Here is a 26126-nt window from a genome sequence, read left to right on the forward strand (position 1 = left end):
ATTAAAGGATCAAATTAAAGGTTGGTGGTCTTCATGTTTCCTCAGCAGCAAAGCTTTATCTTGAGCCTGTATATCGGGCCCTTCTTTGATGTTTAAAATTGCAAATGGTGCTCGATGATAGAAGGATTATTATACGGAAGGTGCAAAAAGAAAAACGTATTCAGTGAGGATAAATAGCCATGATCATTTAGAGCAGACCATGTTTCAGAATAGTAAAACCATTAATTTAAGACCAAAGAACAATATAAAATTGAAGCCGAAATAGCGAAATCAAACACGGACCCGTTACGATGTTGTTTCCTCCTCAGGTTTAGTTAGTATGGAAATTCAGAGAGCTTTCACCACGAATGAATGCTTAAGGTTTTCAATGGCATCTTTTTTTTGTGGGCAGTCTTTTTTGATTGTAAAACAAAAAAATTATTTTAAAATATACCAATTCAATGAATATTTTGGTTTAATAGTAACATAGAGGGGATTAATTGCGTCTAAACAGGTGAATATAAATTTGGAGGCGAATGATAATGAAACGTTGGACAAAGATTGGAATTAGTGCGGCTCTTTTTACTACTGTATTCAGTGCGGGGGCTTATGCAGCAACTGCGGTGCCCAAAATTTTCGTCAATGGTAACCAAGTTAAATCAAGCATACAGCCCAAAATAATTGGTGGGTCCGTTTACGTCCCTATTCGTGCAGTATCGGAGGGGCTTGGTGTCGATATTCAGTGGGATAATAAAGCTAAAAATGTATACGTAGATTCAGATCCGAATTTCAAAATGGAAACAGATGCTACGACCTATGTATTTGGACGGAATTTAGCATTTAAGTGGATTATGGCCTATGACGAGAGGTCGGTTGCGGAGGCTAATGCTTTAGTGGCCCCGAACTTTAAAACGGATATTTACAAAGAATCTTTTCCCGGGGGAACTTACAATTTGGCAACTATTGTGGATATGAAGGTAGTTGCAAGATCAGATATTGGGCTGACTGTCAGAATTGTTCAACGAGTGACTGCAGAGGATAATTATAAGGTGAAAGTAGAAAAATGGGATTTTATCTTTGAAAACAACAAAATTAAATCGGTAAAAGTAGTGCCTAAATCCACTAAATATTTGGATCGGTATACGTTATTCCCTGGAACGAGCTTTGGTATTTAATTAGTCTAGGTTTTCTAATCCTCTAAAAAAAGCCCATTCGCCAGCAGAGGCGGACGGGCTTGTCCACATTAGCAGAATGAAGGGGAGCGGGAGGGCGCTACCCTTCCTTTTTACATTTTATAATCAAGAAGTTAATAGGAGGCTTGTTTCTCGCATGCTTATGGGGTTCATCTATATCTGAGAACTCCATCAGGCCGTAGCCTGTGAATTCCTGTGTAATCGAGCCGGCATCATAAAAGAATGTTCTCACGCCGTCCATGACTTCATAATAGTCTGTATCCAGGGGGATGCCCTTTCCGAACATCGGGGCTTTTTTGGAGACGGCTGTGAAGATCATATATCCGCCCGGCTTCAGCTGATTGTAACAATCCTGAATAAACTTCCCGCGCTCACGACGATTCAATAAGTGAATCAGCCCATAGCAGAATATACCGTCATAGAGTTTGCTGTCAAAAGGCATATCCGCTACCGGGCCGTGATGAATACGCATATCCAGCCCGTGCTGCCGCGCCAGACCAATCGCCGTTTGTGAGATCTCAATTCCTGTTACATCTATCCCATGATCCATAAAAACCTGTGCATTCCTGCCATAGCCTATCCCGGGGATAAGCAGGTCCTTCACCTTATGCTGAATAAAAAAATCCTTGGCCAGGATTGCCGAGTCAGCAGGTTCAAATCCCCACATCGTATGTTTCTCTATAAAACTGGATTCCCAGAACTCTGTCATCGTTGTCGCTCCTTACATTGAATTTAAAGGTTATTATAGATATATTATATCTATAATAACCTTGGTTTGCAATGCAGTTCATATCTGCGTCTCGCCAATGGATAGAATTGTGTGAAGGTCATATGCAGCCAACCCCACCTAAACTGGTTAAACCCCGACAGATAGTGTACCTTAATAGTATTAGTCTTTAGGAGTGGTGAATGATTGTGAAGAAAAGTAGACAAACCCCCGTGCTGGTCGCGGCCTCGATCCTGCTCATCATTATCAGCAGCCTGATCCCGTCGGATCAATCGGCTTGGCTGGGGGCGTTACAGACCCTTCTGCTCGGAGTTGGCCTGCTCGGCTGCTGTATGGCCTTTTGGCGGTTTGCCAAGGGCGGTAAGGGTGGAAAGAGCGGGAAAGGCAAGAGCTGAGTTCTATGTACTGAACGGTTGGCGAAGACAGGATCAGTTCATGGGATGGTTGAGCTATGTAAGGTGAGCCAGGCACAGTATGGGTGCGTACTGGTGCTGAGAGTCAAGGACTAAGTCGCGGCGGATGTCGATGCTTTTTTGTTTTGTAGGCGGACTCAGAGGCCCTTATTTTGTGAAAAAGACCGATTATCTCCCCGTTGCGGACTGAGAGGACGTTAACGGGCTGGGTGGAGCGGAAAATGAGGCGGAATGGGTTAAATAAGCGCCTCTCAGTCCGCACGGACTTCAGAATAGTCTCATTTGCCGAAATAGCGGATCTGTAGTCCGCAGCCCGCCCGCCATCTCCTTCTGCCGACTCCGTACCCTGATTCCGCCACAGCCATCTCCTTCTGCCGACTCCGTACCCTGATTCCGCCACAGCCATCTCCTTCTGCCGCCTCCATACCCTGATTCCCCACAGCCATCTCCTTCTGCCGCACTCTTTCCTATAGCCCGCGTATCCCGCGTTATTCCCATCCCAGTCTCAACCCGCCGAAGGGCGGTGGACAGCAGGCAGTGCTGAATGTGCGGCTGCCATCTGTTCGCGTATACCTCTAAGCCGGGCCTTCAGCTCGGGGACGCTGCACTCCAGGATCTGGCTGATCTCGGTCAGGGGGAGCTGGATGCCGTACCATAGGGCACTGGCAAGCTGATCCTCCCAGGAGAGCAGGGCAGCGGAGCAGCGGCTGCGGTCCCGCGCCAGCACGGCGCATTGGCGGATGCACTCCCTGTAGGCAGCCGGAGCAGCGGCGTCTCCTGACAGGGCGCCCTTCAGCCACAGTGGATGGAGGGCCACGAAGGTGGCGGTTGCGGCTTGCTCGGCGCGGGCGCCTTTTTCCAGCAGCAGGCAGCTAAGCGCATAGACAGAACCGCTATATTGTTCGATATAGTGGGTGAATCCGGCAGCGGTAGCTGCCTTGGGCGATAAGGGGTCAGGCATGTGGTCACGTTCCTTCCTGGATCTGTACTGTTACGTTCATTCGAGCGCGCAAAAAACCGCAGGCCAGAGGAGGACCTCTGCTGCGGTTGTGGGTCACAGGCTTCAAATGCCTGGCACAAAGCGTGGCGGATCAGGGCTCTCTCTTGGCGCTTACGAGGTTAGCTGTCGGATTCGGACGGTGAGAGTCGCCCTACCTGCCGGAGACCTGCGCGTGGCATTCTCCTTCGGATTCACCCCAAGTCGGCCTGACGGCCGGATGGTTCCCCCGTTTTCCACATGACGGAAATTCAGCGTGCATGCATATGCTCATTTTCATGAATGTGTTCAAATGCTTTCAACACGAATCATACTCTGTTCGGAGGGGGTTTGTAAAAATGGAAAAGAGTGCAATTCGCCTTGTTTTCAGCAAATGACTGACTGGCTATGCATATGGAAGCCAAAACTCATATATGTAGCAGATTATCTGCCATTTATCTCGCGCAATCGCCGTTTTTTATTTTTGCAGGCCGTTGTCAGATCACCACCAAAGGGGAATATCCTGTTTTTTCCAGGCAATGATCCGCTTGACCTCACGAACCGTTCCTGTTGTAATTTCATAGTCACTGCGTGCTGAGGCATGAAGATCCAGGAAGTGCAGCATCCCTCCGTAAGTTCCCACGGCCAGCAAGGTCTCATCCCGATTGACAGCTAACCCTGAAATGGTGCTTCCGGCATAATAACGCCACAGCTCCTGCCCCTCTGTATCAATGAGCCTCAAGTAGCCATAGGCATCGCCAATCACAACACCGTCCTTCAGCGCTGCCGCCGCATACACCCGCGCCTCCTCGTTCACGACTGGATATTCCTGGTCTGCCGCGGGCTTTCCAACTTCCAGATGTTCAAGCGGCACGGCAAGGGTAGCTCCGTTGTAGAAGTGGCAAGCATTATACCATACGCTGCGCTGGTCCTTCGTAAATAGAGTATAGTGCGGATAACTGGATTCCGGGTTGAATAAGTGAACCTGCCCTGTGGTAGTGTCATATAAAAGATGATCACTGCCCTGGCTGCCATAGGCAATCCATCGTTCATCCGGAGAAACGGCGCCATGCGCCATATCAATCCCGATATGCTCCAGCTCATCTTCCTTATATTCTTCGAGATCAGGATGCAGCAATTTCACATTCAACGGCTTCTCTGGCGAATGCTCTACCAGGAAAATTCCCTGGCTGGTGACCAGCAATAACGCCTGTCCTCCGTTAAAAGGAATGACTTGCTCCAAGGGTAACTCCTGATCCAGGCGGTCTATGTTCAAAACGGTAAAGTCCGGGTCCAGCGCTTGAATCGTTCCATTCAGCTCCCGCCACGAAAGCTCGGCCACTACTTCTCCCTGTAATGCGCTGTTCATGGATTGCAGAATGGTAATTCCTTGCGTGCCTGCCAGCGCATAGAACTGATTGTCGGGAGATGCCCCTACCAGGCTAAACTCCTTAAATACGGAGATCACATCCTCTTGCACCGCCATCACTGCATTGTTCTCCCAGGGTGAGCCGGTGCTGAACACCACTTCATCGTCACTTATGAAATGGATACCGCGAATCGCCTGCATCTCATGTTGAAAATGCCCGGCCAGCGGCCACGTTGCCGCCGGCAACTGCTCCCGCAGCTCAGCAAGCTCCTTGTGCTCGTTAGCTCTCCGAATCATCTTATAGATTTTGGCGGCATGGGCCCCGCGTGTATCCTCTGCTGGCTCATTCCCCGCGTTGTCCCAGCCTTCAGTCAGTCCCTTATGTACATATTGATTGACGCCGGCCGCATAACGTTGACCTTCTTTGCGCCATTTGGCGGCAACATCGCCTTCTAGCCACTTCACATGATCAATCCTCCTGTTCCAGATATATATAAATATACAATTTCAACATCTATGAATCGTAACAAAAAAGGTGCTGCTCCTGTTGAGAGGACAGCACCTTTGTGTATATTACAGAACAGCAGCATCCATCAGCTCCTGAAGCTCAGGAAGATTGAAGCCCTTGACCGCCCGGTCCCCGGATACGGTGACTGGAATGCCCATGAAGCCGAGCTGCTCGACCTCTTCCTGATAGACGGAGCTGGTCATCACATCCCGGACCTCGAAGGGAATCCCCTTGCTCTCCAGCAGCTGCTTGACCTGATTGCATTCGCTGCAGCCGGTGGTCGAATAGACTATTACGTTCGCGCTCATTGCTCCACTGCTTCCTTTATCGCTTTTTGGGTAATCTTCCAGTGTGAGGTGTTCCAGCGGACTTCGCTGTCCTCCAGCAGGAAGATCTGCGGAGATTCATGCTTAATCCCGAAATCCTCGGCAATCTGATTGGAGACAGAACGGTCTTCTATCACATGGACAACGGCTGCAGGAGTATCGGAATGCTGTGCATAGGCCTGAAATTCCTCGTTGGCCTTGGCGCTGATCGGACAAGTGGTGCTGTGCTTGAAGAGCAGTTTTTTGCCGGGCTGCCCGATATATTGCTGTAGTTCATCCTTAGTGTGGATTTGTTGAATAGACATCGTAGGATCACCTTCCTAAGTAAGAGTTAATGAAACCTGTTGTCAACAATTGTGTTGTTAACAACTATTAATCATGATTGTAACATAGTTCAAAATTAAAGCAAAAGTAAAGTCCAGCGTAGCCTGCCCCTCCCTTGCAGGATGTTGTTAACGGCCGTCGGCCATGCTAATGTGAGAGGGATGAACCTAGGCTCGGTGCATAATCATGCAGATATGAGGGGGGGAGCTCATGAAAAGGGTTGCTTGCGTTACCGGTGCTGACCGTGGACTCGGATTGTACCTGGTTCGCTCTCTTTTGGAGAGTAAATACATGGTGTTTGCCGGACAGTATTTGCCGGATCTGGCGGCACTGGAAGCTTTGAAAGCGCAATACCCGGATAGTCTGAGGCTGGTCCCGCTTGATATTGGCAGTGCAGGGAGCGTGAAGGAAGCAGCGCGGAGTATTGCCGGGAGTACAGGCCACCTTGATATCATTATCAATAACGCCGGGATTATCCACCGCTCGGATGATGCCTCGGTGCTCGTGGATATGGATGATGAAGCGATGGCGCATATTTATAATGTGAATACCTTGGGTGCGCTAAGGGTGAGCAATGCGTTGATGGGCTTACTGCTGCAAGGCCGGCAGCGTCTGGTCGTTAATATCTCCTCGGAGGCGGGCAGCATCGGGCGGAACAAGCGGATTAATATGTACGGCTACTGTATGTCGAAGGCCGCCCTTAATATGCAGTCTTCGCTGCTGCACAATCATCTGCGTGCGATGGGCGGACAGGTGATGGTCGTCCATCCCGGCTGGCTGCAGACCTATATGAACGGGGAGAAGGATGCAGAGGCGCCTGTAACTCCTGAAGAATCGGCGGATAAGATTATGACGATTGTGCATAACCATAAGAAGTATTTGGCGGAAAAGCCGGTATATATCGATTTGGACGGCAAGCTCTGGCCCTGGTGACAGCAGCGGACGGTAACGCATCAGGGGCGATAGGAACATTCAGGACAGGCTAACTTGGCAAAAGAGAGGTGTGTATATCATGTCTTCATTCAAAGCACTGGCGTTCGGCAGCTATACCGAAGTGAAGTATCATCCCTTCCAGGGGGTGGACCGTGAGCTGGAGCAGCTCCTGCAACCGGAGTTCCAGGTGAGTGCGACGGAGGATTACGGACGGATGAATCAGGCGGAGCTGGCGGATTGCAGGCTGGTGGTCTCCTATACGGAATTCTCCGAGGAGCAGTTACCGGCTGCTCAGAGCGGGGCTCTGCTCGCTTATGTGGCTGGCGGCGGGGGGCTGCTTGTAGTACACAACGGTATTTCATTGCAGCGTAACCAGGAGCTTGGCGCGATGCTCGGTGCCCGTTTCACCCATCATCCGGCGTTCACGGCGCTGCAGATGAAGGTGACTGCGCCGGAGCATCCGATCATGGAGGGAGTCCGTGATTTTGTCATTGAGGATGAGCCTTATTATTTCGAGCAGCATCCCTACTTCGAGACCACGGTACTTGCCGAGTATCCCCATGACGGAGCTATGAGACAGGCAGCATGGTGTCATGAATTCGGCGAAGGCCGGGTAGTCTATCTTATGCCGGGTCATCATCTGCCGTCCTTCTCGTCAGAGCCGCTGCGCCGGATGATCCGCAGAGGCGGATTATGGGCAGCGGGACTGCTGTAGGCTCACAAGGAATATTGACAATAAGTAGCGGTGAGACCAGCTTAAGCTATGCTTCAGTTGTTTTTTTGCTGTTGTTCGGCAGGTGCAAGGAACAGGTATTGCGCGAGTATATTTATCTTTCAAAAAAACACCTTGACCCTGACACCAGTGTCAAGGTTTATACTGAAGGCAGACCATTTCTCATGAACCCCGGGGAGAATGCCATGAAAATAGGTGAATTAGCCGCACTTACGGGCGTAAGCGTCCGTTCGCTGCGATATTATGAACGTCAGGGGCTTATCCAGCCGTTTCGGCAGGATAACGGTTACCGTGAATATTCGCCGCTTGCCGTGAATACGGTGGAGACGATCAAGCTGTATCTGAATCTGGGTTTGTCAACAGAGGAGATTGCCGGATTCCTGCACTGTGTCCTTAAGAACAAAGAGGCCTTCTGTGCAGAAGTAATGCCGCTGTACCGCAGCAAGCTGGAAGAGATTGAACGCCAGTTGATTGAGCTGAATCAGATCAAGCGGAATCTGCAGGACCGGATGGCTTCAATTCTCCAAGAGCAGCAGAACGAAGAGTAACAATAGTGGATCGTGAAGGAGGAGCTTAAGATGGCTATGATAATTGCCGATAATGCCGGAGCTGTGCGTGAACAGCTCAAGGCTGGAAGTACTGTGCTGGTGGATTACGGTGCGTCCTGGTGTCCGCCCTGCAGAACCCTGCTGCCGATTCTGGAAGAGCTGAACGCCGAGTATGGGGATGAGGTGAGGATGATCAAGGTGGACTGCGATGAACTGCCGGAACTTGCCTCAGAAGCCGGGGTTATGAGTATGCCGACAGTGATCGTATACAGCGGGGGGCAACCCATGGAGAAGCTGGTCGGCCTGCGGCCGAAATCCGTGTATCAGGGTGTGCTCAACAAATTAGCCGGAGCAGTGCGCAGCACCCCTTAAGAATCCAAGGATGACCCGGGGACTGCCGGATTGTTCTTAGCATGAGGGAGGGCAACAGCCCCTTCGGACCTCACCCCAGCGACAAAGGCAGGACCCGCAAGGATTACAGCGGTGCCCTGCCTTTATTTTTTTCGGATATGAATGGAAGATGATGCCGCTATCTGGGGATTTTTTTAACAGGGACAACCTCATTCTGATACAGGGCTTCCAGGACCTCTGCCCGGAGCGCTTCGGTGAAGGCTGCCCATACTTTTTTGCCGGCATCCAGTTCTTCGCGTCCAATGGATTGCAGGGTCTCAAGGCTGACACGCTTGTCATTAATGACTCCGAGCTGCTCTTGAATGTCCTTATAGAGGGCTTCATGGGCATGGAATTTCTGGCTCAGGGCAAAAGCGGCAGCATTCGCAGTATAACGCAGCTCCTTGGCGGCGATCCGCAGCTCATGAAGTGCCTCAAAGGCTTCCTTCCATTCCGCTTCAGGAGCCTTGAACAGCGTCTTGCAGGCCTTTTTCTTTTGTTCAAAGGCGACTTCAAGCTCGCGCATGACGACATTGGCATCTTTTTTGGCTGCGAGATTCTCCAATTGGGTCTCCATAAAAGTATTCCACTGCGCTTCGAGCGTTCGGCCGGACAGCTTGGGCAGCTTGTTCTTCAGCTTCTTGCGGGAAGTCTTCCTTGTCTCCTTCTGATGCCCGATTACCGCCTCCAGAAGCTTGGCCGTCTTCCGTTCGCCCGCTTCTGTGGCCGACTTCCGCCGGGCCTTGAACGACGTGATCAGTACATCGGCATCCCGGACCTTACCGAGCTTCTTCTGTGCCTGCTTGAGACTGCTGTACAACTCTGCGGTAACGGTGTGGCCCGGATCAAGAATGGATAAGAGGGTCAGCAGTTTACGGCTATTGACTCTGGCCTGATGGATATCTTCGTCTTTGAATCCGTTCAGCGCATCCTTGCTGTAATCCTGGAAGTTGACGTACAGCTTGTTCATGGCCTGTTCCCATTGCCTGGACTTGCTCACTTGCCTGTCCTTTACCTGTTGTTCGGTTGTCATGCGGCATCACTCCTAGAGGTTGTGTATAGCATGAGCTTAAGCGAGAATCTTATGGCTGGTATATTCTTCTTATCTATTTAAGGATAACGGGTTCGCTCCGCCATTTCAAATCCGGGATGCAGACGTTCCCGGGGATGCCGCGGGAGGAGAGATCGGTTACAATATGACTAATTAATGAGACTTAGGGGGAATCGGAATGCAGAGTGAACCTTATAATGTGCTGGAGAACGGGGCGGCGGGAAGGCTGCCGGAGAAGCTGGTTCTCTTCACGCATGTGGGCGGTGAAGCAGAGGGAACAGCATCCGTGCAGGATATGCTGGTCCCGTTTGCCTTTGAAGAGGTACTGTGCCGGGATGTTGGGGCCGGGAAGGTCCCGCCGGTGCTGCATCTCTGGAGCCATCCCGGCGGTGTCGCGCTGGGGCTGCGGGACAGTAGACTGCCCCGCGCGGCAGAGGCGATGCAGGCGCTGGAGCAGCAGGGCATCCGCACGGCGGTCCGCCATTCGGGCGGCGCGGCGGTGCCCCTGGATGCGGGAGTCATCAACGTGTCCCTGCTGCTGCCAAAGCCAGCGGGCAAGCTGGACTTCCACGATGATTTCCGGCTGCTGGCTTCGGTGATTACCGAAGCGGTAGCCGCGGGCCACCCGCAGGCAGCAGCGCAGATCCGGGCTGAAGAAGTCACCGGGTCGTATTGCCCCGGTGACTTCGACCTGGCGATTGGCGGCCGCAAGTTCTGCGGCATCGCCCAGCGCAGACAGAGCAGCGCGTACTTCGTCCACGCGTTCGTGATTGTGTCCGGCTCGGGGTTTGAGCGCGGGGAGAGCATCCGCCGCTTCTATAAGGATGCAGCGGATGGCGATGAAGCCCTGGATTATCCCCGCGTGCGGCCGGAGACCATCGCCGCGCTCGCTGAGCTGGGCGGCCCGGATTCGGCGGCTGAATTCATTGCAGGAATCCGGCAGGCGCTTGTAGGCCGGGGGACCCTGCTGCAGCCGGAGAAGGAGCTGTTGCAGGAGACAGGCTATAGCCTGCGGTACAGTGATCCGCAGGTGCTCGAAGCCGCGTGTATCCTCCGGGAGAGGTACGCCCGTTGAAGCGGCGCACAGGCTGAAGGTAAGACATCCACGCTATTCACAACTACTTATATAACTCCGGTCTCCGGTCCGCGAAGACCGGGATTTGCCCCCGTACCTCGCGGACCCTCGCGAGGTCGATCTCGCCGCAGAGGATCTCTTCGCAGCCGGAGGCCTCACACACAATCTCGCCCCAAGGATCAATGATCAGGGAATGTCCGCCGAAGGTATTGGCCGGATCATCCCCCACCCGGTTGCAGGCCACAACGAAGCACTGGTTCTCGATCGCCCGGCTGATCAGCAGGGCCCGCCAGTGGGACAAGCGGGGGAGCGGCCACTCTGCGCTGATGAACAGGATCTCAGCGCCTTCCGCCATATGGGCCCGCACCCATTCCGGGAACCGGATGTCGTAGCAGATCAGCCCGGCGCAGAGAATGCCGTCCAGCGTGAACAGTCCCTTGGAGGCACCGGGCTCCAGGTAGAGATGCTCCTCCATCAGCTGGAACAGGTGCAGCTTGCTGTACTCCCCGGCACATGCCCCGCTGCGGTCAAAGACGTACATACTGTTCGTAATGCCGCCGTTCTCCTGCCTGACCGCAATGGAACCGGCGACGATATTCACGCCATATTCCCGGGCCAGCCCCGCTATTAGGGCACTGGTGGCAGCTCCTCCAGGATCTGCGATTTCATCAAGCCGGGTCAGATCATAGCCCGTGGTCCATAATTCGGGAAGGATAATGCAGTCAGGACGGCCTGCGGCAGCTTCACGAATTTTGCGCTCAGCGGCAGCATAATTCACCTCCGGTTTGCCAAATGCTATATCGAACTGAATCAGAGCTATTTTCATACAGACAGCCTCCTCCAAAAATTATTAGTTGACGGGTCAACGAATTGGGTGTAAAGTATGTTTTGTCGAAAAGATTTTGCACAATTAATTTGCGTTAGGGGGTTAATCTTGAGCCAAGTTCAGCCGGATGAACATAAGATCTTTGAACTGCTGCAGGCCCTGCACAAAGAAATCGGCCCCAAATTCGAGCGCTGTGCCGGCATGACTCCGACCCGCTTCAGGCTGCTGCAAGAGCTGTACCAAGCTTCCGAGATCAGTCAGATTGCACTGCAAAAGCTTCTGGAAATCGATGCAGCAGCGGTTACCCGCCACTTAAGGGGACTTGAGGAGAACGGGATGATCGCCCGCCGCAATAATCCGTCCGATAACCGGGTGACGCTTGTCTCTCTGACCAGTCAGGGCCGGGAGCATATCAATGCCTACCGGGAGAGCAAGACCGGGTTCATCAGCGACCTGCTGAACGGATTCAATGAACAGGAGCGCACAGTGCTCGCAGATATGCTAACCCGGCTGCAATATAATATCAATGTACTGTAGCCGCAACCTATAATCAAACCATTTTAAAGGAGCTAATTATTATGAACACTACTAAAAACAATGATTTCATCAGCATTATTACAGGACGCCGCTCGATCCGCAAATATGATTCATCCGTCAAAATCAGCAAAGAGGAAATGACAGAGATTCTGACTGAAGCTACGCTGGCGCCTTCTTCCGTAAATATGCAGCCTTGGCGTTTCCTGATCATCGAGAGCCCGGAAGCCAAAGCTAAGCTGGCCCCTATTGCCAAGTTCAACCAGACTCAGGTCGAAACCTCCGCAGCGGTGATTGCCGTATTCGGTGATATGAATAACTTCGATTACGCTGAACAAATCTACGGAACGGCTGTAGAACGCGGACTTATGCCTGCCGAGGTAAAAGAAAGACAACTGGCCGCCCTGGGTGCCCACTTCGCCAAGCTGCCCGCAGATGTGAACAGAGAGACCGTGATGATTGACGCCGGTCTGGTCTCCATGCAATTGATGCTGTCCGCCCGCGCACACGGGTATGACACCAATCCGATCGGCGGATTCGAAAAGGATCAGATCGCTGAACTGTTCGGTATGGACAAAGAACGCTACATTCCGGTTATGCTGATTTCGATCGGCAAAGCGCTGGAGGAAGGCTACGCCTCCGTACGTCTGCCTATCGACACGATTGCTCAGTGGAAATAAGCTCAGGCCTAAACTTAGGAGGAATAAACCAATGTTAATTATCCATGCCCTGCTTCATGTGAATCCTGCACGGCAGGAAGAGTTCCTGGCCACAGCGAAGCCGCTGGTCGCCGCCACACATGAGGAAGAGGGGAACCTGTCCTACGAGCTGTATAAGCATGCAGCAGACGGAAGTCTGTATCTTATGGTTGAGACCTGGCGTGACCAGGCAGCCATTGCCGCTCATAATACAAGCCCGCACTTTACCGCCTTTGCCGCCAAAGCGGGAGAGTTCCTGACCGCACCGCTTGATGTTAAGGTATACAGTGCTGAGGAATTGAGCAAATAATTGCGGAATTAAGCCGTTCACCCTATACAATCTGGAAGTCCGGGATGCTCCGGCAGTCTAATGACTGCTGTGGCATCCTTTTTTTGCAAAGTGCCATGCCGTTTATAAAATGGATATGCGGGGTATCTTACCTTACCCTCACTTGGCTTGTTCTTACATGTACAGGCAGGCGCTATTTTGGGGAGGGGAAGAACGAAGGAGATGAAGACCCCATGAATGATGTACATAGAAGTCACCGGCTAATTCCCATCCCTGCTGCTGCTGAGCAGGACAGGCAGCTGCAGCAGGATCTCATAGATTACGTAAATTATCATATCTCGGGCGGCTCTCTGTCCTCGCTCACCGCAGGCGCGGAGGAGGCAGAGCCTGCATTTGCCCCTCTTTTGCAGACGGATGCCGCCCGCGCTTACCGGCAGGAGCGCGGGGGCGCCATCACCGATGTGCAGCAACTCAGGCAGCTTCCCGGGATAAGCCCGGAATGGCTTGATCAGCTCGCGGATACCGTAGCAGGCCTCGATTCCGGCAAGCTCAGAGCTCTGGCCCCGCAGACCACCCGGCATAACCGGGTAGATCCTTATGTGAACGGGCCGCAATGCCTGGACATGCTGCTCGGAGAGATCCGCAAGGCTGAACGTTACATTCATCTGTCCGTGATGCTGTTCTTCAATGACCATTCGGGGAACCTTATCGCTTCAGAGCTGCTTCATGCGCTTGAGCGCGGGGTCCTGGTTAGAATCATGGTGAATTACACGGTCACTGCGCTCGGATACGGCCAGAATCTGGAGGTAGGGCAATTCAACGAAATTGCCGGGCGTCTGGAGCAGGCGGGAGCCAAGCTGCAAGATACCTTCCACTCCTATTACGGTGCGGAGGAATGGGCGGTCAAGCGCAAGGAGCTGAAGTCACAGGGTGTCCCTGAGAGCATCCTTTTTTTGCAGGATAAGGTACAGGAGGATGTGGAGGTTACCGGGCTGAATGTCATTGACCACCGCAAATTCATGATTATAGACGGAACGACCTCGATCATCGGCAGTCTGAATATCGGGGACCAATACACCTTTGCCACCCCCATCCAGGAGGCTCCGGATCAGGAGGTGGATGGACGTCCGCTGGGTATTCCCGCGAAGGAAGAGGAATGGCATGACGGCTGTTTCCGTATTCAGGGGGCAGTGGCCCAGTCGCTGAACGCTGTATTTCACTCCAGATGGCTGCTGCTCGGGGGAGATCATTTTGACATTGCGTCTCCCTTCTATCGTCCTGCGGTGAATTATGAATTCGGGGAGGAGGAATGCACGCTCTTCGTGAGCTTTCCCGGCAACCCGGTGAACCTGATTCAGCAATATATTCTGGATGTGATCACCTATGCGGCGGATGAGACTCTGATTGTGAATCCGTACCTGATCGATCAGGCCTTCTGGGACCGGCTGGGGGAAGCGGGGCCGGAGCGTGCCTGCCATCTGACCATCTGTAATCCGCTCCTGGTCAATGATCATCCGACGAACCGGGCGGCGGTGCGCAGCAACATGTATGTTCCCTTTTGCAACGGCGTATCCTTCTATGATTATAGTGCGACTGAACGGTTCTCCCACTGGAAAATCATCTACGACCACAGAGCGCAGGCGGTATTTCACGGCTCTTATAATATCAATGAACGCAGTGCCTGCCATGATTACGAGCTGGGCCTGCTGGTGAAGGGCAAAAGCCTTGCGCAGAAGGTGAAGCGCATGATTGATTATGACCTCAGCGTCTCCCGCCGTATCACGGACAAACACGAGTTCTTCAAGCATCCGTGGCTGCATCCCAGCACATATCTGAATAAAGCGACACAGAATTACACCTGATCTCCTCTCCGGCTCCGGGTCATGTATAATGACGTTATACCAATGAACGAAAATGGAGCGAATGAAGATGAATATACACATTCTTGAGCAAGGTCCCCGGACCGGTGAAATCAGATTCGCGGCAGCGGAATGGGGTGAAGGCAGAGCGCTCTGGTGCGGGCCTCCCGTTCAGCCAGGTGAGGTATGGGAGGCAGAATGGGAGCTGCCAGGGCTGTTCATGAGCTGGATCGATATAGTGCCGGCGCCCGGTGGTGCCTTTGGCCTGCGTACCGAAGGGGATACGGTTATCCTGACGGGAATGCTGGAGAATTTTGAGGAAGACGGCACGGGTTATCTGCGGCTCGGCCGCGATCTGATCATGTTCGAATGCCTGGGCGAACCGATGGCGCTGGGCGGCTTCGTCGAGCTCAGGACCCGTGAAGCCCGATTGTATCCGGTGAATCTGTGAAGGCGGCCAGGGGGTGCCGGACTACCTAATTTCCTGCTCCGGCATAGCCACCTTCCGTTAAATGAGCTAATATAATAAAGATTAATAAGTAACAGTATAAGGAGCAGAAGTCCGATGAACAGCGATATTCAACAATTTAAGACGGAATTCTTCAAGGCGCTGGCTCATCCGATGCGGATTCGGATTCTGGAGCTGCTCAGCGAAGGAGAGAAGAATGTGAACGAGCTGCAGGCGATTCTGGGCTCGGAAGGTTCTGCGGTATCCCAGCAGCTGGCCGTTCTACGGGCCAAGAATGTGGTCACCAGCGTCAAGGAAGGAACTACGGTCATCTATGCCCTCCGTGACCCTCTGATCAAGGATCTTCTGGCGGTTGCCAGACAAATCTTCGACAATCATCTGGTGAACACCATCTCCTTGCTTGAAGGCATCCGCGGCGAATAACCCCGGCTTCCGGGGGCGGATTCCCCGTTGACAAGAGCAGCGGGCAGGAGTAATGTGGGTTATATATTCAAATAATCAGATATTCAGAGAAAAGAAGGTTATAGGATGACTGGGTGGGGCCGTTTCAAAGGCTATAACATTGCTTCGCTGCGCAAGGATATCATTTCAGGGACAATCGTCGGCGTCATTGCCATCCCGCTCGGGATGGCATTTGCTATTGCTTCCGGTGTGAAGCCGGAATACGGAATTTATACAACCATTGTGGCCGGAATTCTAATTTCCTTATTCGGCGGGTCCAAGTTTCAGATTGGCGGGCCTACAGGGGCGTTCATTCCCATTTTGTTCGCCATTGCCATGCAGTACGGGTATGAGAATCTGCTGATTGCCGGGATGATGGCCGGGGTGATTCTTGTGGTCATGGGCGCTCTGCGGCTGGGCGTGCTGATTAAGTTCATCCCGAAGCCGGTGACGATCGGCTTCACGGCCGGGATCGCCGTTATTATTTTCAGCGGACAGATTGCGAACTTCCTGGGTCTAAGGGATATGCAGCGGCATGAGAGCTTCGTGGACAATATGAAGGAGATCGGTGCGCATCTCGCGACCATCAATCTGTACAGTATTCTGACTGCGGGGATATGCCTCGCCGTAGTGGTGCTGGGCATGCGGTTCGCCCCGAAGGTGCCGGGTTCCCTGATCGGACTCTTATGTGCTACGGTGATTGCGGCCCTGTTCTTCAGCGGCAAGGTAACGACCATTGGCTCTGCATACGGAGATATTCCGAATACACTGCCCAGCTTTCACTTCCCGGTCATTACATGGGAGAAGATCAAGCTGCTGATCCGGCCGGCTTTTGTCATTGCGATGCTGGGCGCCATTGAGTCGCTGCTCTCCGCAGTAGTGGCCGACGGCATGTCGGGCAGCCGCCATGACAGTAACCGTGAGCTGATCGGCCAGGGAGTCGCCAATATCGCCGCGCCGCTCTTCGGCGGGATACCGGCTACCGGTGCGATTGCCAGAACCGCCACCAATATCCGCAGCGGTGCGGCTTCTCCGCTCTCCGGGATCATTCACGGCGTGGTCGTGTTCCTGATCCTGCTGCTGTTCGCCCCGTACGCCTCCAGCATTCCGCTGGCAGCGATGGCGCCGATACTGATGGTCGTAGCCTGGAATATGAGTGAACGCAAGGAGTTCCTTCATCTGCTGAAGCTGAAGACCGGGGATTCGCTGGTGCTGGCGATCACTTTCCTGCTGACGGTATTCGCTGATCTGACCGTGGCGGTGGAAGTGGGGCTGATCCTGGCCGTTGTCCTCTTCGTCAAGCGTATGGGCGAGGTGCACAGAATCTCCAAGGTGCTTCCCGACCCGTCTTCCGTCAAGGTTGAGGCCCACATGGTAACAGAGAGCCATGATTGTCCACAGATTGGTATCTATAATGTAGAGGGGCCGCTGTTCTTCGGGGCCGCTTACCGCTTCGACCACACCATGCCCGAGCTCGGCCCGGATCAGCCCAAGCTCATTCTGCTGCGCATGGGCAAGGTGCCGCTGATGGATACGACTGGTGAGGCCAATCTGGCAGCGCTGGTGAAGGAGCTGCAGGCCGCTGGCGGCAGGCTGATGATCTCAGGCATCCAGAGTCAGCCGCTGGAGCTGCTGAAGAGAACAGGTCTATATGACCGGATCGGTGCCTCCCAGTTCTATGATCATACTGGCGAAGCGATCAATGATGCGCTGGGCAGCGTGAACCCCAGCCGTTGCCGGGGCTGTGCGCATGCGGCCTTCAGAGAATGCAGCGCCCTCTCGGGGCTGGAGGATTCCTCCTCGCGCAGCGCCACCTTCAAGGGGCGCACCCCGGCGGTGGCCCGCAAGCTGAGCGGCGGGGTATAAGCCGGGCGATGCAGGGCTGACGCGGGTGCAAGGCAACCTTAGTTGCCGGTCCGCAGGCAGCAGTTGCAGCTAGGGTAAATCATACACAAGCAGTGTTTCCCTTCGGGGTGGCGCTGCTTTTTTATTTTTGGGGTAAGGGCCAGTAACATTTATAGATAAATCCTGCATAATGTGCAACATTGCTGCTTCATACAAGCGGCCGGTGAGAGAGAGAAAAGTCTCAGGAGTGGCAGAGGTAGGAAAAAGAGAAGAGTTTAGACAAAAACTGAACACAATGGCACCCTGAGGTGGCGCATAGGCCAAATGTATGTGAAAAACCAAAACCGAATACAAAGCGCAGCGTGAGGGTTGGGAGAGTTACCTGTCCCATATTGGACACTCCCGCCCCATATTTGTACAATTACATCATTGGACTATATCAAGGTAAGGGGATATCCTTCATGAAAGAACTGAATTATACCAAGGTCTTCATACTCTTGGCTGCTATGACGGCGGCGACGCTTGCCGTGTACCGTGTAGTTTCGCTGCAGACCGATACGTTCTATGCTTTTCTGCTCTGGAATCTGTTTCTGGCCTGGGTACCGTTCTTCTTCTCCATGGCCGCGCATGAGCTGGATAAGCGGAAGATCGGCGGACTGCTGATTCTGCCGCTGGGCGTAGCCTGGCTGCTGTTTTTTCCGAATGCGCCTTATATTATGACCGATCTGGTCCATCTGACGGTCCGCAAAAGCAAGTATATCGTAGGCGGAACGATCCAGAACCGGTACTGGTATGATCTGACCACCCTCCTTCTGTTCACCTGGAGCGGCTGGCTGACCGGCTTCTTCTCCCTGTACCAGTTCCAGCACGTGATCTACCGCAAAAGCAATATGCTGCTCTCGTGGGTCTTCGTCCTGTTTGCCTGTATCATGGGCGGCTACGGCGTCCTGCTCGGCAGGGTCTACCGGCTGAACAGCTGGGATGTTCTGACGGACCGCCATCAGCTGTACCGGCTGGTCATGGATAGTCTGAACAGGCAATCGGTGTTCTTCAGCCTGTTCGTCGCTTTTGTGCTGCTGGTGATCTATGCTACGATGTATTGCCTGCTGAACGGGCTGGGCGGGAGCCGCCAAGGCCGGAGGAAGTTAAGCTAAGCCTCCTCCTCATCGCCGAACTCTGGCGGAAGCCCCAGCCCACACTCCAGCTCCAGATCAGGGGCCGGAATGTACTGGTAACGCTCCAGGTCAACCGCGCCCCGTTCATCGAAGACAACGCCCTCTCCGGTTAAGTATAGCTGCTGCAGGGAGGCGGATTCGTCCTCGGTGAGCGAGATCATTCCTTTGGCGTTGATGACCCTGTGCCACGGCAGCTTATACTTCCTGCTCATGGAGTGCAGAATGCGCACGACCTGTCTTGCAGCCCGGGGACTTCCGGCAGCCCGGGCAATCCCGCCATAGGTCATGACGGAGCCTTCCGGGATCGACTGAATGATGCGGATCACTTTTTGTGTGAATGGTGTCATCTTAGGGGCTCCTTTTCTTATGGTGTATAACCGAATGATCCGCTGTTTGATATCTATACTAACCATACCATAAAGCGGCTGCTGCAAGCAGCTTGTGCCGGGGGAAGCAGCGGCCTGGCGAATATCACTGGCTAATATCATACGAAGCTTGGCGTAAGTCAGCCCCTCTTGTACAGAGCGGGCTTATTTGCTGTGCCGTTCAGGGAGCAGTCTTCTGCTCAAATATAAGAATGTATATGTTTTATGCTATACATTATCCTTCTATTTCTCGCCGAAACGGTACCGTCCTTTAAAAGGACGGCAAAGCCGTTTCTACTTGTTCCATGCAGCAAATTTTGGCGAATAGAAGCCAGAGAGGCGGGGGATAATCAGAGCAACAGACCTGTGACAGGAGTGATGGCAGTGAAGAACAAGCAACCTGTACTGAACAGCGAAGCTGCCGGTAACCTATCAGCGCATCCCCCGCTAAGCCCTTCGCTGGAGGAGACGGTGGCGCAGCTGCGGAAGATTTTCAATAATGACGGGACACTCAGAGTAAGGATTATAGAGAACAGCCAGGGCACTCCCGTCCGCTACGGGTTAATCCATGTCGATGGCATGGTGGACCGGAATCTGATTCAGACCGGCATTATCAAGCCGGTACTGGCTTACCAGCCTACAGAAGAAGAATACCGCGAACCTGTCGCACTGATGGAAAGAATCCGGTTGACCGTCATTGATACCGCTGATGTCCTGGTTTCCGGGGAGCTGGATGGACTGATCGGGGCGATTGTCAGCGGGAAGGCGGTGCTGCTGCTCGAAGGCTATGCCGGAGGGCTTGTCATCAATGTTCAGGGATGGGATTCCAGAGCGATAGAAGAGCCTACTACAGAAAAAGCGGTACGCGGCCCCCGTGAGGGGTTCACCGAATCGCTGCTCGTCAATCTGACCCTGATCCGCCGCAGAGTACAGGATCCGGATCTGAAATTTGAATTCACGGAAATCGGAACACGCAGCAGGACACAGACTTGTATCTGCTATATGGAGAGCCTGGCCTCCCCCGCAATTATTAAGGAGCTGTATGACAGGCTGGAGAAGGTGGATCTGGATCTGATTCTGGACACGGGTTATCTGGCCGAGCTGATCCGTGATGAGCCTTACTCTCCGTTTGAAACCGTCGGGAATACCGAACGGCCGGACACCCTTGTCAGCAAAATTATGGAGGGCCGGGTTGCGGTCCTCATTGAAGGTACCCCTTTTGCACTGACCGTCCCTTATGTATTCGTAGAGAACTTCCAGGCCAGTGAGGATTATTATATCAATTATTATTTTGCAACGTTTAACCGTGTGCTTAGAGTCATGGGAGCCTTCATGTCAATCAGTATCCCGGCCGGTTATATTGCGCTTGTGACCTATGCCCAGGAGATGGTTCCCACTCTGCTGCTGCTTAGTATTGCGACTGCCAGGCAATCGGTGCCTTTTCCAACTATTGTAGAAGCGCTGCTCATGCTGACCATCTTCGAGGTGCTGCGGGAAGCGGGGGCGCGGATACCAACATCGATCGGCCAGGCTGTAAGCATCGTCGGGGCGCTAGTGCTGGGCCAGGCAGCCGTGGATGCGCGGATTGTCAGTGCGCCGATGGTCATTGTGGTGGGATTGACAGGGATAACGACCCTGCTGAATCCGAGGCTGACCGGGCCGCTGATCATAGCCAGACTGGCGCTGCTGGTCACCACCTTCCTCCTGGGTCTCTACGGGTATTTCTTCGGTCTGCTCGGTCTGGTTATTCATCTGATGAGTCTGCGCTCCTTCGGCGTCTCTTATATGCTCGGGGTAGGCTCGATCCGCCCCCAGGATATTAAGGACACAACCATCCGTGCGCCCTGGTGGGATATGAATCTGCGGCCGGCGGTTATTGGAATGCGCAACAGAAGACGGAAGCCGCCCAAGAGGCCGGCCAAGCGGTCATGAGGTCTGTACGGAGAGGATTCACCGCTCTTATCTCACTATTGCTGCTGACTCTGGGACTCACCGGCTGCTGGAACTATACCGAGGTGGATGATATGGCAATTGTAGCCGGGGTAGCCATTGATAAGAATAAGGATGGCAAGCTGCTGCTTACAGCAGAGATCGTGGATACAGGCGGATCGGCGGATAAGGCACAGGCAGGCTACAAGATGGTGAGCCTCAGCGGAAATACGATGTTTGAAATCGTCCGCAATATGATCTCCATCACCGGCAAGAAGCTTTTCTGGAGCCATGCGAAGGCCATAATCGTCAGTGAGGAAGCCGCCAGAGAGGGGCTCGTCAAAGTCATTGACTGGTACAGCAGGGACACGGAGACACGCTCGGATGTGTTCATCTTCGTGTCGGGGGAGAAGACGGCCCGCGAGGTGCTCAATCTGAACAGCACCACGGAAGCGATCCTGTCTTTTGAATTGGCCCAGATGATGCGTGATGAGAAGCATACAAGCAGCGCCCCTACAGTGGAGATATGGGATTTCATCGACAAGCTGGAGACTTTGGGGATTAATGCGACTGCTCCAATCATTCATATTCATGCCAAAAATGGCAAGACGAACGAGCGGGTGGAAGGAACCGCCGTATTCGTGAAGGACCGGATGGTAGGCAAACTGAGCGGGGATGAGACGAAAACGATGCTTACGGTCAAAAATGAACTGCGGGGAGGGGTGCTGGCTGTGGATGATAAGCAGGGAAATCCGGCGTATTCGCTGGAGATTGTCTTCAGCCAGACCAAACTGAAGCCCAGAATGGTAGATGGCAGACTCCATATGGAGATTAGTACCCTAACCAAGACCGGTCTGGATGAAGTGATGATAACGGATGGCTTTCTTGGGGAGGAGAGTATTCAGGATATCGAGCAAAGAGCGGCTGAACGGCTGCAGGCGGATATCCTTGCGTTAATTCATAAGGTGCAGCAGCAATATGATGCTGATATTTTTGGTTTTGGGGAGACCCTTTATGAGGACCAGCCCAAGGTCTGGGCCAAAGTGAAGGATCACTGGCCCGAGGTTTTTGCCGATCTTGAAGTGAGCGTCAAGTCCAAGGTGACGATAGAGAGCAGTGCCAAGACTTCGCGGGCTATCCGGCTGGGGGATTAAGCATGGTCATTTACGTGATATTGATCTACGCATTGATAGCTGTAATTGATCCATACGGGCTGCGCAAGAAGGGAATGAAGCGGGATTTCCTGGTCTGCTCCGCCCTGTACCTGATCTCCTTCACGCTGGCTTTCGCCCTGTCGATGCACTGGGAGATTCCCAGTCCGTCGCCGCTGTTCGTGGATTGGGTGAAAAGGCTATATTAGAGCGTACCGCAGAAGGAGGAGGAGATCGTGAGCAAAGAGATTATTCCGGCTGGCCAGTCCATCAGCATCGCTGTGTTATTTATTACCGGTGCTTCCCTGTTCCTGGGCACCTCGTCACAATCGGGTAACAGCAGCTGGATTGCTCAACTGCTGGCGATTCTGCTGGCGCTTCCGCTGATGCTGGTCTATGCGAGGCTCCATGTCCTGTTTCCGGGTAAGGATCTGTATGACATGCTGATTACAGTGTTCGGTTCCGTCCTGGGACGGATGCTCTCTTGTCTGTATATCTGGTATGCTTTACACCTGGGAGCACTGGTGCTGCGCAATTTCGGGGAGTTCAGCAAGACCATCGCCTTAACCTCGACTCCGATGCTGGCCCCGATGCTTACGATCGGCCTGCTCTGTATCTGGGCCGTCCATGCCGGGATAGAGGTGATTGGAAGAAGTGCCAAGTTCCTGCTGCTGTTCTCGCTGATTGTTATCGTCGTCCTGCAATTGCTCTCCGTACCCAAATTTGAATACCATCATCTGAAGCCGCTGCTGAATAACAGGTTCGACCTGATCCTTGCAGATACAGCAGGCTCGTTCACCTTCCCTTTTGCCGAGATTGTGGTCTTCCTGGGCGCATTCGGTGCGCTTCCGGCCAAGGGCTCTGCCAAGCGTGTACTGGTCGGCAGTACGCTGATTTCAGGGATTATCATTATCATGATTACGCTGCGCAACCTGCTGATGCTCGGACCTGATATTCTGTCCGGTCTCTATTTCCCTTCTTACGTGGCGGTCAGCCGGATTAATATCGGCGATTTCGTCACCCGGATCGAGGGCTCGGCGGCCATTGTGTTTGTTACGGCGCTATTCATCAAGGTCAGTCTATGCCTGTATGTAACCTGCAACGGGGTAGCGAAGGTGTTCAAGCTGGAGAGCTACCGGTCTGTAGTGCTGCAGATGGGGCTGATCATGGTCTATCTGTCAGATTTCATCTATTCCAATATTATGGAAATGGAGGAATTCGCCTATCACATCTACAAGATATATGCCCTCCCGTTCCAGGTGCTGATCCCTGTCCTGCTGTGGCTTACCGCCGAGCTTCTGGCCCGCAGAAGGAACAGTAGACACAAGGCCCTTCCAGAGCAGCAGCCGGAAGGTTCATAGAGCAGCGTCAGCTATTCAGCCCCGCCCTGCGGGGCTGTCCGGTTTTCAACCTGTGCTGAAGTTAGCTATAATGAGAGGCAAGAGAGAATCTCATAGAACAGGTAGGAAAGGCGTGGATGATAGATGAGCGTATCCAGCATTGTAATGTCCTCACATTGGGGCAGAGAGGTCAGACATAAGCTTATTACGCAAGGCTCCAAGATGCTGGCTGTGGTGTTTCCGGGACAAAATTATTCCGCCGAGCGGCCGCTGCTGGATTATGCGGGCAAGTTGGCCCGGGAATACGGCTGTGACCTGCTGCTGCTTGAATACGGCTACCAGGCTGCGAGAGTATCCTTCAAGCGCGAGGAGATTGATATTGTTGCCGAGGAATGCAAGATTGCGCTTGCTTCACTTCCCGACTACGAGCAGCTTTTGTTCATCAGCAAGAGTATGGGGACGATTATTGCCGGTAAGGTGGCGTCGGAGCCCGGAGTGGGCGAGAAGGTCTCGCATCTGTTCCTTACACCTGTTCCCGAGAGCCTTCCGTTCATCAGACAGAGCAGGGGCAGTGTAATTTACGGCGGGAGTGACCCGATGTTCACCGGGCAGTATCCTGCCGAGCTTAGCAGCATGAAGCAGGTACGGGTATACAGGATTGACGATGCCAACCACTCTCTGGAAGTGGACAGTGTCAACGAATCGCTGGCCGTGCTGCTGGTTATAATTAATTTCTATCATGAGTTTTTCCGCGATTCACTATAACATTCACTATAAAGGGAGATGGGCGCATGATCACAGAAGCAGCCATGCTACAGGTGAAGCCGGGATTTACCCGGCAATTCGAGCAGAGCTTCAGGGAAGCCTCGCCGCTGATTGCTTCGATTGACGGTTACCTGGGTCACGAGCTGCAGCACTGTCTGGAGGATGATCATAAGTATCTGTTGATTGTCCGCTGGCGCAGCCTGGAGGATCATACCGTGGGCTTCAGGGAATCGGCCCAGTATCAGGAGTGGAAGGCCAAGCTGCATCATTATTACAGTCCTTTCCCTATAGTGGAGCATTACTCGCAGATCAGTCTGGAGTAGCCGGGAGGGCATGCAGATGCAGGGGAAGGTAATCGGTCAAGGCAGAACGGCGGAAGTGCTGGAGTACGGGCAGGGAAGGATTCTTAAGCTGTACAGAGATGATGTTCCCGAAGAGCATGTGGATATAGAGTACCGCATCAGTAAATGGGTCTATGACCAAGGCATCGCTACTCCGCAGCCCCATGAGCGGGTAGTGGCAGAGGGCAAACAGGGAATTGTGTATCAGCAGATCGCTGGTCCTACCCTGCTGCAGCAGATGAACCGGAAGCCGTGGCTGAACTTCAGCGGCTTCAAGCAGATGGCCGGCCTGCATTACAGCCTTCATCAGCTGGGTGGCATGGGCGAAGCCGGAGCGCAGAAGAAGCGGCTGGAGCAGAATATTATCGCCGCACCGATGCTGGAGACTGAGGAGAAGACACAGATTCTGACCAGACTGGCGCAACTGCCAGACGGGGAGAAGCTGTGCCATGGAGATTTCCACCCGGATAATATCCTGATGGACGATAAGCTATGGGTGATTGACTGGATGACGGGTGTCCGCGGCAATCCTGCAGCAGATGTTGCACGTTCGGTGATCATGTTCAGTATCGGGGCTGTGCCTGAAGGGGCTTCTGTGTTCACTAAGATGTTCTTAGGATTCGCCAGGAAGAGGCTGACCGCGCAATATGTGCGCAGATATCTGAAGCTGTCGGGGTTGAGGCTTGCCGACATCGATCCGTGGATACTGCCGGTAGCGGCCGCCCGGCTGGTGGAAGGACTCCCGGTCCCCGAGAAGGAACTGCTGGTCCGTGAGATCCGCAGACGTCTGAGAGCATAGCGCTGCGGGAAATAGACTGTAGAGAGAAGGCGGAGCGCGGATGAATACATACATTGCTTGGCTGCGCGGCATTAATGTCGGCGGCAACAAAATCATTAAGATGCAAGAGCTTAAGGCGATGTTCGAAGCGCTTAATTATGGGAATGTGCGGACCTACATTCAGAGCGGCAATGTCGTGTTCGAGAGTGAAGCAGCCGCTGCTCCTCAGCTCGCCGGGACGATCAGCCAGCGGCTTCAGGAGACCTTCGGCTTTGAAGTGCCCGTGATCATCCGTTCCCTGGAGGAGCTGGAGGCGGTGATTGCCGGCAATCCGTTCCCGCAGGAGGAGCCGGAAGCCTACAAGCGGCTATATGTTTCGTTCCTGGAAGCGGAGCCGGCCGCTGAAGCGATGGAGAAGCTCCGCCCCTATGAGGATGGAGCCGACAAGGTACGGTTAATCGGCAGAGAGCTGTATGCCTTCTATGAAGTGAGTGTAAGCGCATCGCCGCTGTTCAAGGTGCCGTTCGACAAGCTGCTCGGGACAACGCTGACCGCGCGCAACTGGAATACCCTGAACAAGGTAGCAGCGCTGGCCCGTAAGTTGTAGAGGAAGTCAAACCCGTTTCTGTTAGAAGCTCTGCCAAATACCCCACCGGACCTGATCTGTCCGGCGGGGTATTTGGCATGTCTGTTGCTCCCGGTACGTTCAGCAAACATTCAGCGGGTATTCATTACGGGTTAAGGTATGGATGCCATAATACACCTAAGAAATGAAC

32 protein-coding genes and 1 riboswitch are annotated in these 26126 nt (G+C 53.3%); of the genes, 23 read left to right on the forward strand and 9 right to left on the reverse strand.

The features are described from left to right. Positions 1-521: 521 nt before the first annotated feature. Positions 522-1154 (forward strand): stalk domain-containing protein, encoded by a 633-nt coding sequence (locus tag MHH28_RS25385; protein WP_405106654.1) that lies wholly within the window; start codon positions 522-524, stop codon positions 1152-1154. A gap of 97 nt (positions 1155-1251) precedes the next feature. On the opposite strand, the gene MHH28_RS25390 is transcribed toward MHH28_RS25385, so the two are convergent. After that, a complete protein-coding gene (locus tag MHH28_RS25390) occupies positions 1252-1881 on the reverse strand; it encodes a class I SAM-dependent methyltransferase (RefSeq protein ID WP_405106656.1) in 630 nt (209 codons plus the stop codon). A 206-nt stretch (positions 1882-2087) separates the two neighbouring features. Here MHH28_RS25390 and MHH28_RS25395 point away from each other — a divergent pair, with 206 nt between their 5' ends. Further along, entirely contained in the window at positions 2088-2294 is a 207-nt protein-coding gene (locus tag MHH28_RS25395) for a hypothetical protein (RefSeq protein ID WP_405106658.1), read from the forward strand. Between the two features lie 296 nt (positions 2295-2590). Here the strand turns inward: MHH28_RS25395 and MHH28_RS25400 are convergent, their stop codons facing one another. The 5 genes from MHH28_RS25400 to ytxJ form a co-directional block, all read right to left on the reverse strand. Next, complete coding sequence (locus MHH28_RS25400; RefSeq protein ID WP_405106660.1) at positions 2591-2737, reverse strand: hypothetical protein; 147 nt, start codon at positions 2735-2737, stop codon at positions 2591-2593. Between the two features lie 80 nt (positions 2738-2817). Beyond that, on the reverse strand, positions 2818-3273 hold the full coding sequence (locus MHH28_RS25405; RefSeq protein ID WP_405106662.1) for a hypothetical protein: 456 nt from the start codon (positions 3271-3273) through the stop codon (positions 2818-2820). A 133-nt stretch (positions 3274-3406) separates the two neighbouring features. Continuing rightward, a riboswitch (cyclic di-AMP (ydaO/yuaA leader) is annotated at positions 3407-3576 on the reverse strand. Between the two features lie 214 nt (positions 3577-3790). Further along, positions 3791-5122, reverse strand: coding sequence for a hypothetical protein (locus MHH28_RS25410; RefSeq protein WP_405106664.1), 1332 nt, complete (start codon positions 5120-5122; stop codon positions 3791-3793). A 108-nt stretch (positions 5123-5230) separates the two neighbouring features. Beyond that, positions 5231-5473: a glutaredoxin family protein gene (locus MHH28_RS25415; RefSeq protein WP_405106666.1), complete on the reverse strand. Its 243-nt coding sequence runs from the start codon at positions 5471-5473 to the stop codon at positions 5231-5233. Next, positions 5470-5796, reverse strand: a complete 327-nt coding sequence (ytxJ, locus tag MHH28_RS25420; RefSeq protein ID WP_340944912.1) for a bacillithiol system redox-active protein YtxJ — start codon at positions 5794-5796, stop codon at positions 5470-5472. The genes MHH28_RS25415 and ytxJ overlap by 4 nt, the downstream gene beginning before the upstream one ends. A gap of 229 nt (positions 5797-6025) precedes the next feature. Between ytxJ and MHH28_RS25425 the strand changes: the two genes are divergently transcribed. From MHH28_RS25425 to MHH28_RS25440, 4 genes are all read left to right on the forward strand, one after another. After that, the gene (locus MHH28_RS25425; protein WP_405106668.1) at positions 6026-6748 is read left to right on the forward strand and encodes an SDR family NAD(P)-dependent oxidoreductase; all 723 of its coding nucleotides are present in this window, start codon (positions 6026-6028) and stop codon (positions 6746-6748) included. Positions 6749-6827: 79 nt separating this feature from the next. After that, a complete protein-coding gene (locus MHH28_RS25430; protein ID WP_405106670.1) occupies positions 6828-7463 on the forward strand; it encodes a ThuA domain-containing protein in 636 nt (211 codons plus the stop codon). A 203-nt stretch (positions 7464-7666) separates the two neighbouring features. Further along, positions 7667-8029: a MerR family transcriptional regulator gene (locus tag MHH28_RS25435; RefSeq protein ID WP_405106672.1), complete on the forward strand. Its 363-nt coding sequence runs from the start codon at positions 7667-7669 to the stop codon at positions 8027-8029. A gap of 30 nt (positions 8030-8059) precedes the next feature. After that, entirely contained in the window at positions 8060-8401 is a 342-nt protein-coding gene (locus MHH28_RS25440; protein ID WP_405106674.1) for a thioredoxin family protein, read from the forward strand. A gap of 157 nt (positions 8402-8558) precedes the next feature. Here MHH28_RS25440 and MHH28_RS25445 read toward each other — a convergent pair whose 3' ends face one another. Then, the gene (locus MHH28_RS25445) at positions 8559-9452 is read right to left on the reverse strand and encodes a CHAD domain-containing protein (RefSeq protein WP_405106676.1); all 894 of its coding nucleotides are present in this window, start codon (positions 9450-9452) and stop codon (positions 8559-8561) included. Positions 9453-9648: 196 nt separating this feature from the next. On the opposite strand from MHH28_RS25445, the gene MHH28_RS25450 reads away from it, so the two are divergent. Next, positions 9649-10545 carry a biotin/lipoate A/B protein ligase family protein gene (locus tag MHH28_RS25450; protein WP_405106678.1) on the forward strand — a complete coding sequence of 299 codons (897 nt, stop codon included), beginning with the start codon at positions 9649-9651 and terminating at the stop codon, positions 10543-10545. 43 nt (positions 10546-10588) lie between these two features. On the opposite strand, the gene MHH28_RS25455 is transcribed toward MHH28_RS25450, so the two are convergent. After that, positions 10589-11371: a carbon-nitrogen family hydrolase gene (locus MHH28_RS25455; protein WP_405106680.1), complete on the reverse strand. Its 783-nt coding sequence runs from the start codon at positions 11369-11371 to the stop codon at positions 10589-10591. 108 nt (positions 11372-11479) lie between these two features. Here MHH28_RS25455 and MHH28_RS25460 point away from each other — a divergent pair, with 108 nt between their 5' ends. From MHH28_RS25460 to MHH28_RS25495, 8 genes are all read left to right on the forward strand, one after another. Next, the gene (locus MHH28_RS25460; protein ID WP_405106682.1) at positions 11480-11908 is read left to right on the forward strand and encodes a MarR family winged helix-turn-helix transcriptional regulator; all 429 of its coding nucleotides are present in this window, start codon (positions 11480-11482) and stop codon (positions 11906-11908) included. Positions 11909-11949: 41 nt separating this feature from the next. After that, the gene (locus tag MHH28_RS25465; protein ID WP_405106684.1) at positions 11950-12585 is read left to right on the forward strand and encodes a nitroreductase family protein; all 636 of its coding nucleotides are present in this window, start codon (positions 11950-11952) and stop codon (positions 12583-12585) included. A gap of 31 nt (positions 12586-12616) precedes the next feature. Next, positions 12617-12913 carry a putative quinol monooxygenase gene (locus MHH28_RS25470; RefSeq protein ID WP_405106689.1) on the forward strand — a complete coding sequence of 99 codons (297 nt, stop codon included), beginning with the start codon at positions 12617-12619 and terminating at the stop codon, positions 12911-12913. Positions 12914-13125: 212 nt separating this feature from the next. Then, positions 13126-14754 (forward strand): phospholipase D-like domain-containing protein, encoded by a 1629-nt coding sequence (locus MHH28_RS25475; RefSeq protein WP_405106691.1) that lies wholly within the window; start codon positions 13126-13128, stop codon positions 14752-14754. A gap of 67 nt (positions 14755-14821) precedes the next feature. Beyond that, complete coding sequence (locus MHH28_RS25480; protein ID WP_405106693.1) at positions 14822-15202, forward strand: hypothetical protein; 381 nt, start codon at positions 14822-14824, stop codon at positions 15200-15202. A gap of 114 nt (positions 15203-15316) precedes the next feature. Beyond that, complete coding sequence (locus tag MHH28_RS25485) at positions 15317-15643, forward strand: ArsR/SmtB family transcription factor (RefSeq protein WP_405106695.1); 327 nt, start codon at positions 15317-15319, stop codon at positions 15641-15643. Between the two features lie 105 nt (positions 15644-15748). Next, positions 15749-17527, forward strand: a complete 1779-nt coding sequence (locus tag MHH28_RS25490; RefSeq protein WP_405106697.1) for a SulP family inorganic anion transporter — start codon at positions 15749-15751, stop codon at positions 17525-17527. Between the two features lie 440 nt (positions 17528-17967). Then, complete coding sequence (locus MHH28_RS25495; RefSeq protein ID WP_405106699.1) at positions 17968-18660, forward strand: DUF1361 domain-containing protein; 693 nt, start codon at positions 17968-17970, stop codon at positions 18658-18660. Here the strand turns inward: MHH28_RS25495 and MHH28_RS25500 are convergent. Further along, a complete protein-coding gene (locus MHH28_RS25500; protein WP_405106701.1) occupies positions 18657-19028 on the reverse strand; it encodes an MGMT family protein in 372 nt (123 codons plus the stop codon). The genes MHH28_RS25495 and MHH28_RS25500 overlap by 4 nt on opposite strands. Positions 19029-19430: 402 nt before the next feature. Between MHH28_RS25500 and MHH28_RS25505 the strand changes: the two genes are divergently transcribed. The 8 genes from MHH28_RS25505 to MHH28_RS25540 all read left to right on the forward strand — a co-directional run bounded on the left by MHH28_RS25505 (position 19431) and on the right by MHH28_RS25540 (position 25957). Then, positions 19431-20978, forward strand: coding sequence for a spore germination protein (locus tag MHH28_RS25505; RefSeq protein ID WP_405106703.1), 1548 nt, complete (start codon positions 19431-19433; stop codon positions 20976-20978). Continuing rightward, positions 20975-22129 (forward strand): Ger(x)C family spore germination protein, encoded by a 1155-nt coding sequence (locus MHH28_RS25510; RefSeq protein ID WP_405106705.1) that lies wholly within the window; start codon positions 20975-20977, stop codon positions 22127-22129. The genes MHH28_RS25505 and MHH28_RS25510 overlap by 4 nt, the downstream gene beginning before the upstream one ends. A gap of 2 nt (positions 22130-22131) precedes the next feature. After that, positions 22132-22335: a hypothetical protein gene (locus tag MHH28_RS25515; RefSeq protein ID WP_405106707.1), complete on the forward strand. Its 204-nt coding sequence runs from the start codon at positions 22132-22134 to the stop codon at positions 22333-22335. 27 nt (positions 22336-22362) lie between these two features. Further along, positions 22363-23487, forward strand: a complete 1125-nt coding sequence (locus MHH28_RS25520; protein ID WP_405106709.1) for an endospore germination permease — start codon at positions 22363-22365, stop codon at positions 23485-23487. A gap of 123 nt (positions 23488-23610) precedes the next feature. Beyond that, positions 23611-24231, forward strand: a complete 621-nt coding sequence (locus MHH28_RS25525; protein ID WP_405106711.1) for a hypothetical protein — start codon at positions 23611-23613, stop codon at positions 24229-24231. A gap of 26 nt (positions 24232-24257) precedes the next feature. Next, positions 24258-24554: an antibiotic biosynthesis monooxygenase family protein gene (locus tag MHH28_RS25530; protein ID WP_405106713.1), complete on the forward strand. Its 297-nt coding sequence runs from the start codon at positions 24258-24260 to the stop codon at positions 24552-24554. A gap of 16 nt (positions 24555-24570) precedes the next feature. Next, positions 24571-25371 carry a phosphotransferase family protein gene (locus MHH28_RS25535; RefSeq protein ID WP_405106715.1) on the forward strand — a complete coding sequence of 267 codons (801 nt, stop codon included), beginning with the start codon at positions 24571-24573 and terminating at the stop codon, positions 25369-25371. Positions 25372-25411: 40 nt separating this feature from the next. Further along, positions 25412-25957 carry a DUF1697 domain-containing protein gene (locus tag MHH28_RS25540; RefSeq protein ID WP_405106717.1) on the forward strand — a complete coding sequence of 182 codons (546 nt, stop codon included), beginning with the start codon at positions 25412-25414 and terminating at the stop codon, positions 25955-25957. Positions 25958-26126 lie beyond the last annotated feature (169 nt).

Source organism: Paenibacillus sp. FSL K6-1217 (assembly GCF_045040735.1).
Lineage (GTDB): Bacteria > Bacillota > Bacilli > Paenibacillales > Paenibacillaceae > Paenibacillus_AQ.

Coding starts and splice junctions, on each gene's coding strand:
- MHH28_RS25465 (WP_405106684.1), top strand. CDS start 11,950: ATGAACACTACTAAAAACAATGATTTCATCAGCATTATTACAGGACGC.
- MHH28_RS25485 (WP_405106695.1), top strand. CDS start 15,317: ATGAACAGCGATATTCAACAATTTAAGACGGAATTCTTCAAGGCGCTG.
- MHH28_RS25535 (WP_405106715.1), top strand. CDS start 24,571: ATGCAGGGGAAGGTAATCGGTCAAGGCAGAACGGCGGAAGTGCTGGAG.
- MHH28_RS25455 (WP_405106680.1), bottom strand. CDS start 11,371: ATGAAAATAGCTCTGATTCAGTTCGATATAGCATTTGGCAAACCGGAG.
- MHH28_RS25530 (WP_405106713.1), top strand. CDS start 24,258: ATGATCACAGAAGCAGCCATGCTACAGGTGAAGCCGGGATTTACCCGG.
- MHH28_RS25445 (WP_405106676.1), bottom strand. CDS start 9,452: ATGACAACCGAACAACAGGTAAAGGACAGGCAAGTGAGCAAGTCCAGG.
- MHH28_RS25385 (WP_405106654.1), top strand. CDS start 522: ATGAAACGTTGGACAAAGATTGGAATTAGTGCGGCTCTTTTTACTACT.
- MHH28_RS25430 (WP_405106670.1), top strand. CDS start 6,828: ATGTCTTCATTCAAAGCACTGGCGTTCGGCAGCTATACCGAAGTGAAG.
- MHH28_RS25510 (WP_405106705.1), top strand. CDS start 20,975: ATGAGGTCTGTACGGAGAGGATTCACCGCTCTTATCTCACTATTGCTG.
- MHH28_RS25490 (WP_405106697.1), top strand. CDS start 15,749: ATGACTGGGTGGGGCCGTTTCAAAGGCTATAACATTGCTTCGCTGCGC.
- MHH28_RS25435 (WP_405106672.1), top strand. CDS start 7,667: ATGAAAATAGGTGAATTAGCCGCACTTACGGGCGTAAGCGTCCGTTCG.
- MHH28_RS25400 (WP_405106660.1), bottom strand. CDS start 2,737: ATGGAGGCGGCAGAAGGAGATGGCTGTGGCGGAATCAGGGTACGGAGT.
- MHH28_RS25515 (WP_405106707.1), top strand. CDS start 22,132: ATGGTCATTTACGTGATATTGATCTACGCATTGATAGCTGTAATTGAT.
- MHH28_RS25415 (WP_405106666.1), bottom strand. CDS start 5,473: ATGAGCGCGAACGTAATAGTCTATTCGACCACCGGCTGCAGCGAATGC.
- MHH28_RS25440 (WP_405106674.1), top strand. CDS start 8,060: ATGGCTATGATAATTGCCGATAATGCCGGAGCTGTGCGTGAACAGCTC.
- MHH28_RS25475 (WP_405106691.1), top strand. CDS start 13,126: ATGAATGATGTACATAGAAGTCACCGGCTAATTCCCATCCCTGCTGCT.
- MHH28_RS25495 (WP_405106699.1), top strand. CDS start 17,968: ATGAAAGAACTGAATTATACCAAGGTCTTCATACTCTTGGCTGCTATG.
- MHH28_RS25480 (WP_405106693.1), top strand. CDS start 14,822: ATGAATATACACATTCTTGAGCAAGGTCCCCGGACCGGTGAAATCAGA.
- MHH28_RS25425 (WP_405106668.1), top strand. CDS start 6,026: ATGAAAAGGGTTGCTTGCGTTACCGGTGCTGACCGTGGACTCGGATTG.
- ytxJ (WP_340944912.1), bottom strand. CDS start 5,796: ATGTCTATTCAACAAATCCACACTAAGGATGAACTACAGCAATATATC.
- MHH28_RS25525 (WP_405106711.1), top strand. CDS start 23,611: ATGAGCGTATCCAGCATTGTAATGTCCTCACATTGGGGCAGAGAGGTC.
- MHH28_RS25540 (WP_405106717.1), top strand. CDS start 25,412: ATGAATACATACATTGCTTGGCTGCGCGGCATTAATGTCGGCGGCAAC.
- MHH28_RS25450 (WP_405106678.1), top strand. CDS start 9,649: ATGCAGAGTGAACCTTATAATGTGCTGGAGAACGGGGCGGCGGGAAGG.
- MHH28_RS25405 (WP_405106662.1), bottom strand. CDS start 3,273: ATGCCTGACCCCTTATCGCCCAAGGCAGCTACCGCTGCCGGATTCACC.
- MHH28_RS25500 (WP_405106701.1), bottom strand. CDS start 19,028: ATGACACCATTCACACAAAAAGTGATCCGCATCATTCAGTCGATCCCG.
- MHH28_RS25470 (WP_405106689.1), top strand. CDS start 12,617: ATGTTAATTATCCATGCCCTGCTTCATGTGAATCCTGCACGGCAGGAA.
- MHH28_RS25390 (WP_405106656.1), bottom strand. CDS start 1,881: ATGACAGAGTTCTGGGAATCCAGTTTTATAGAGAAACATACGATGTGG.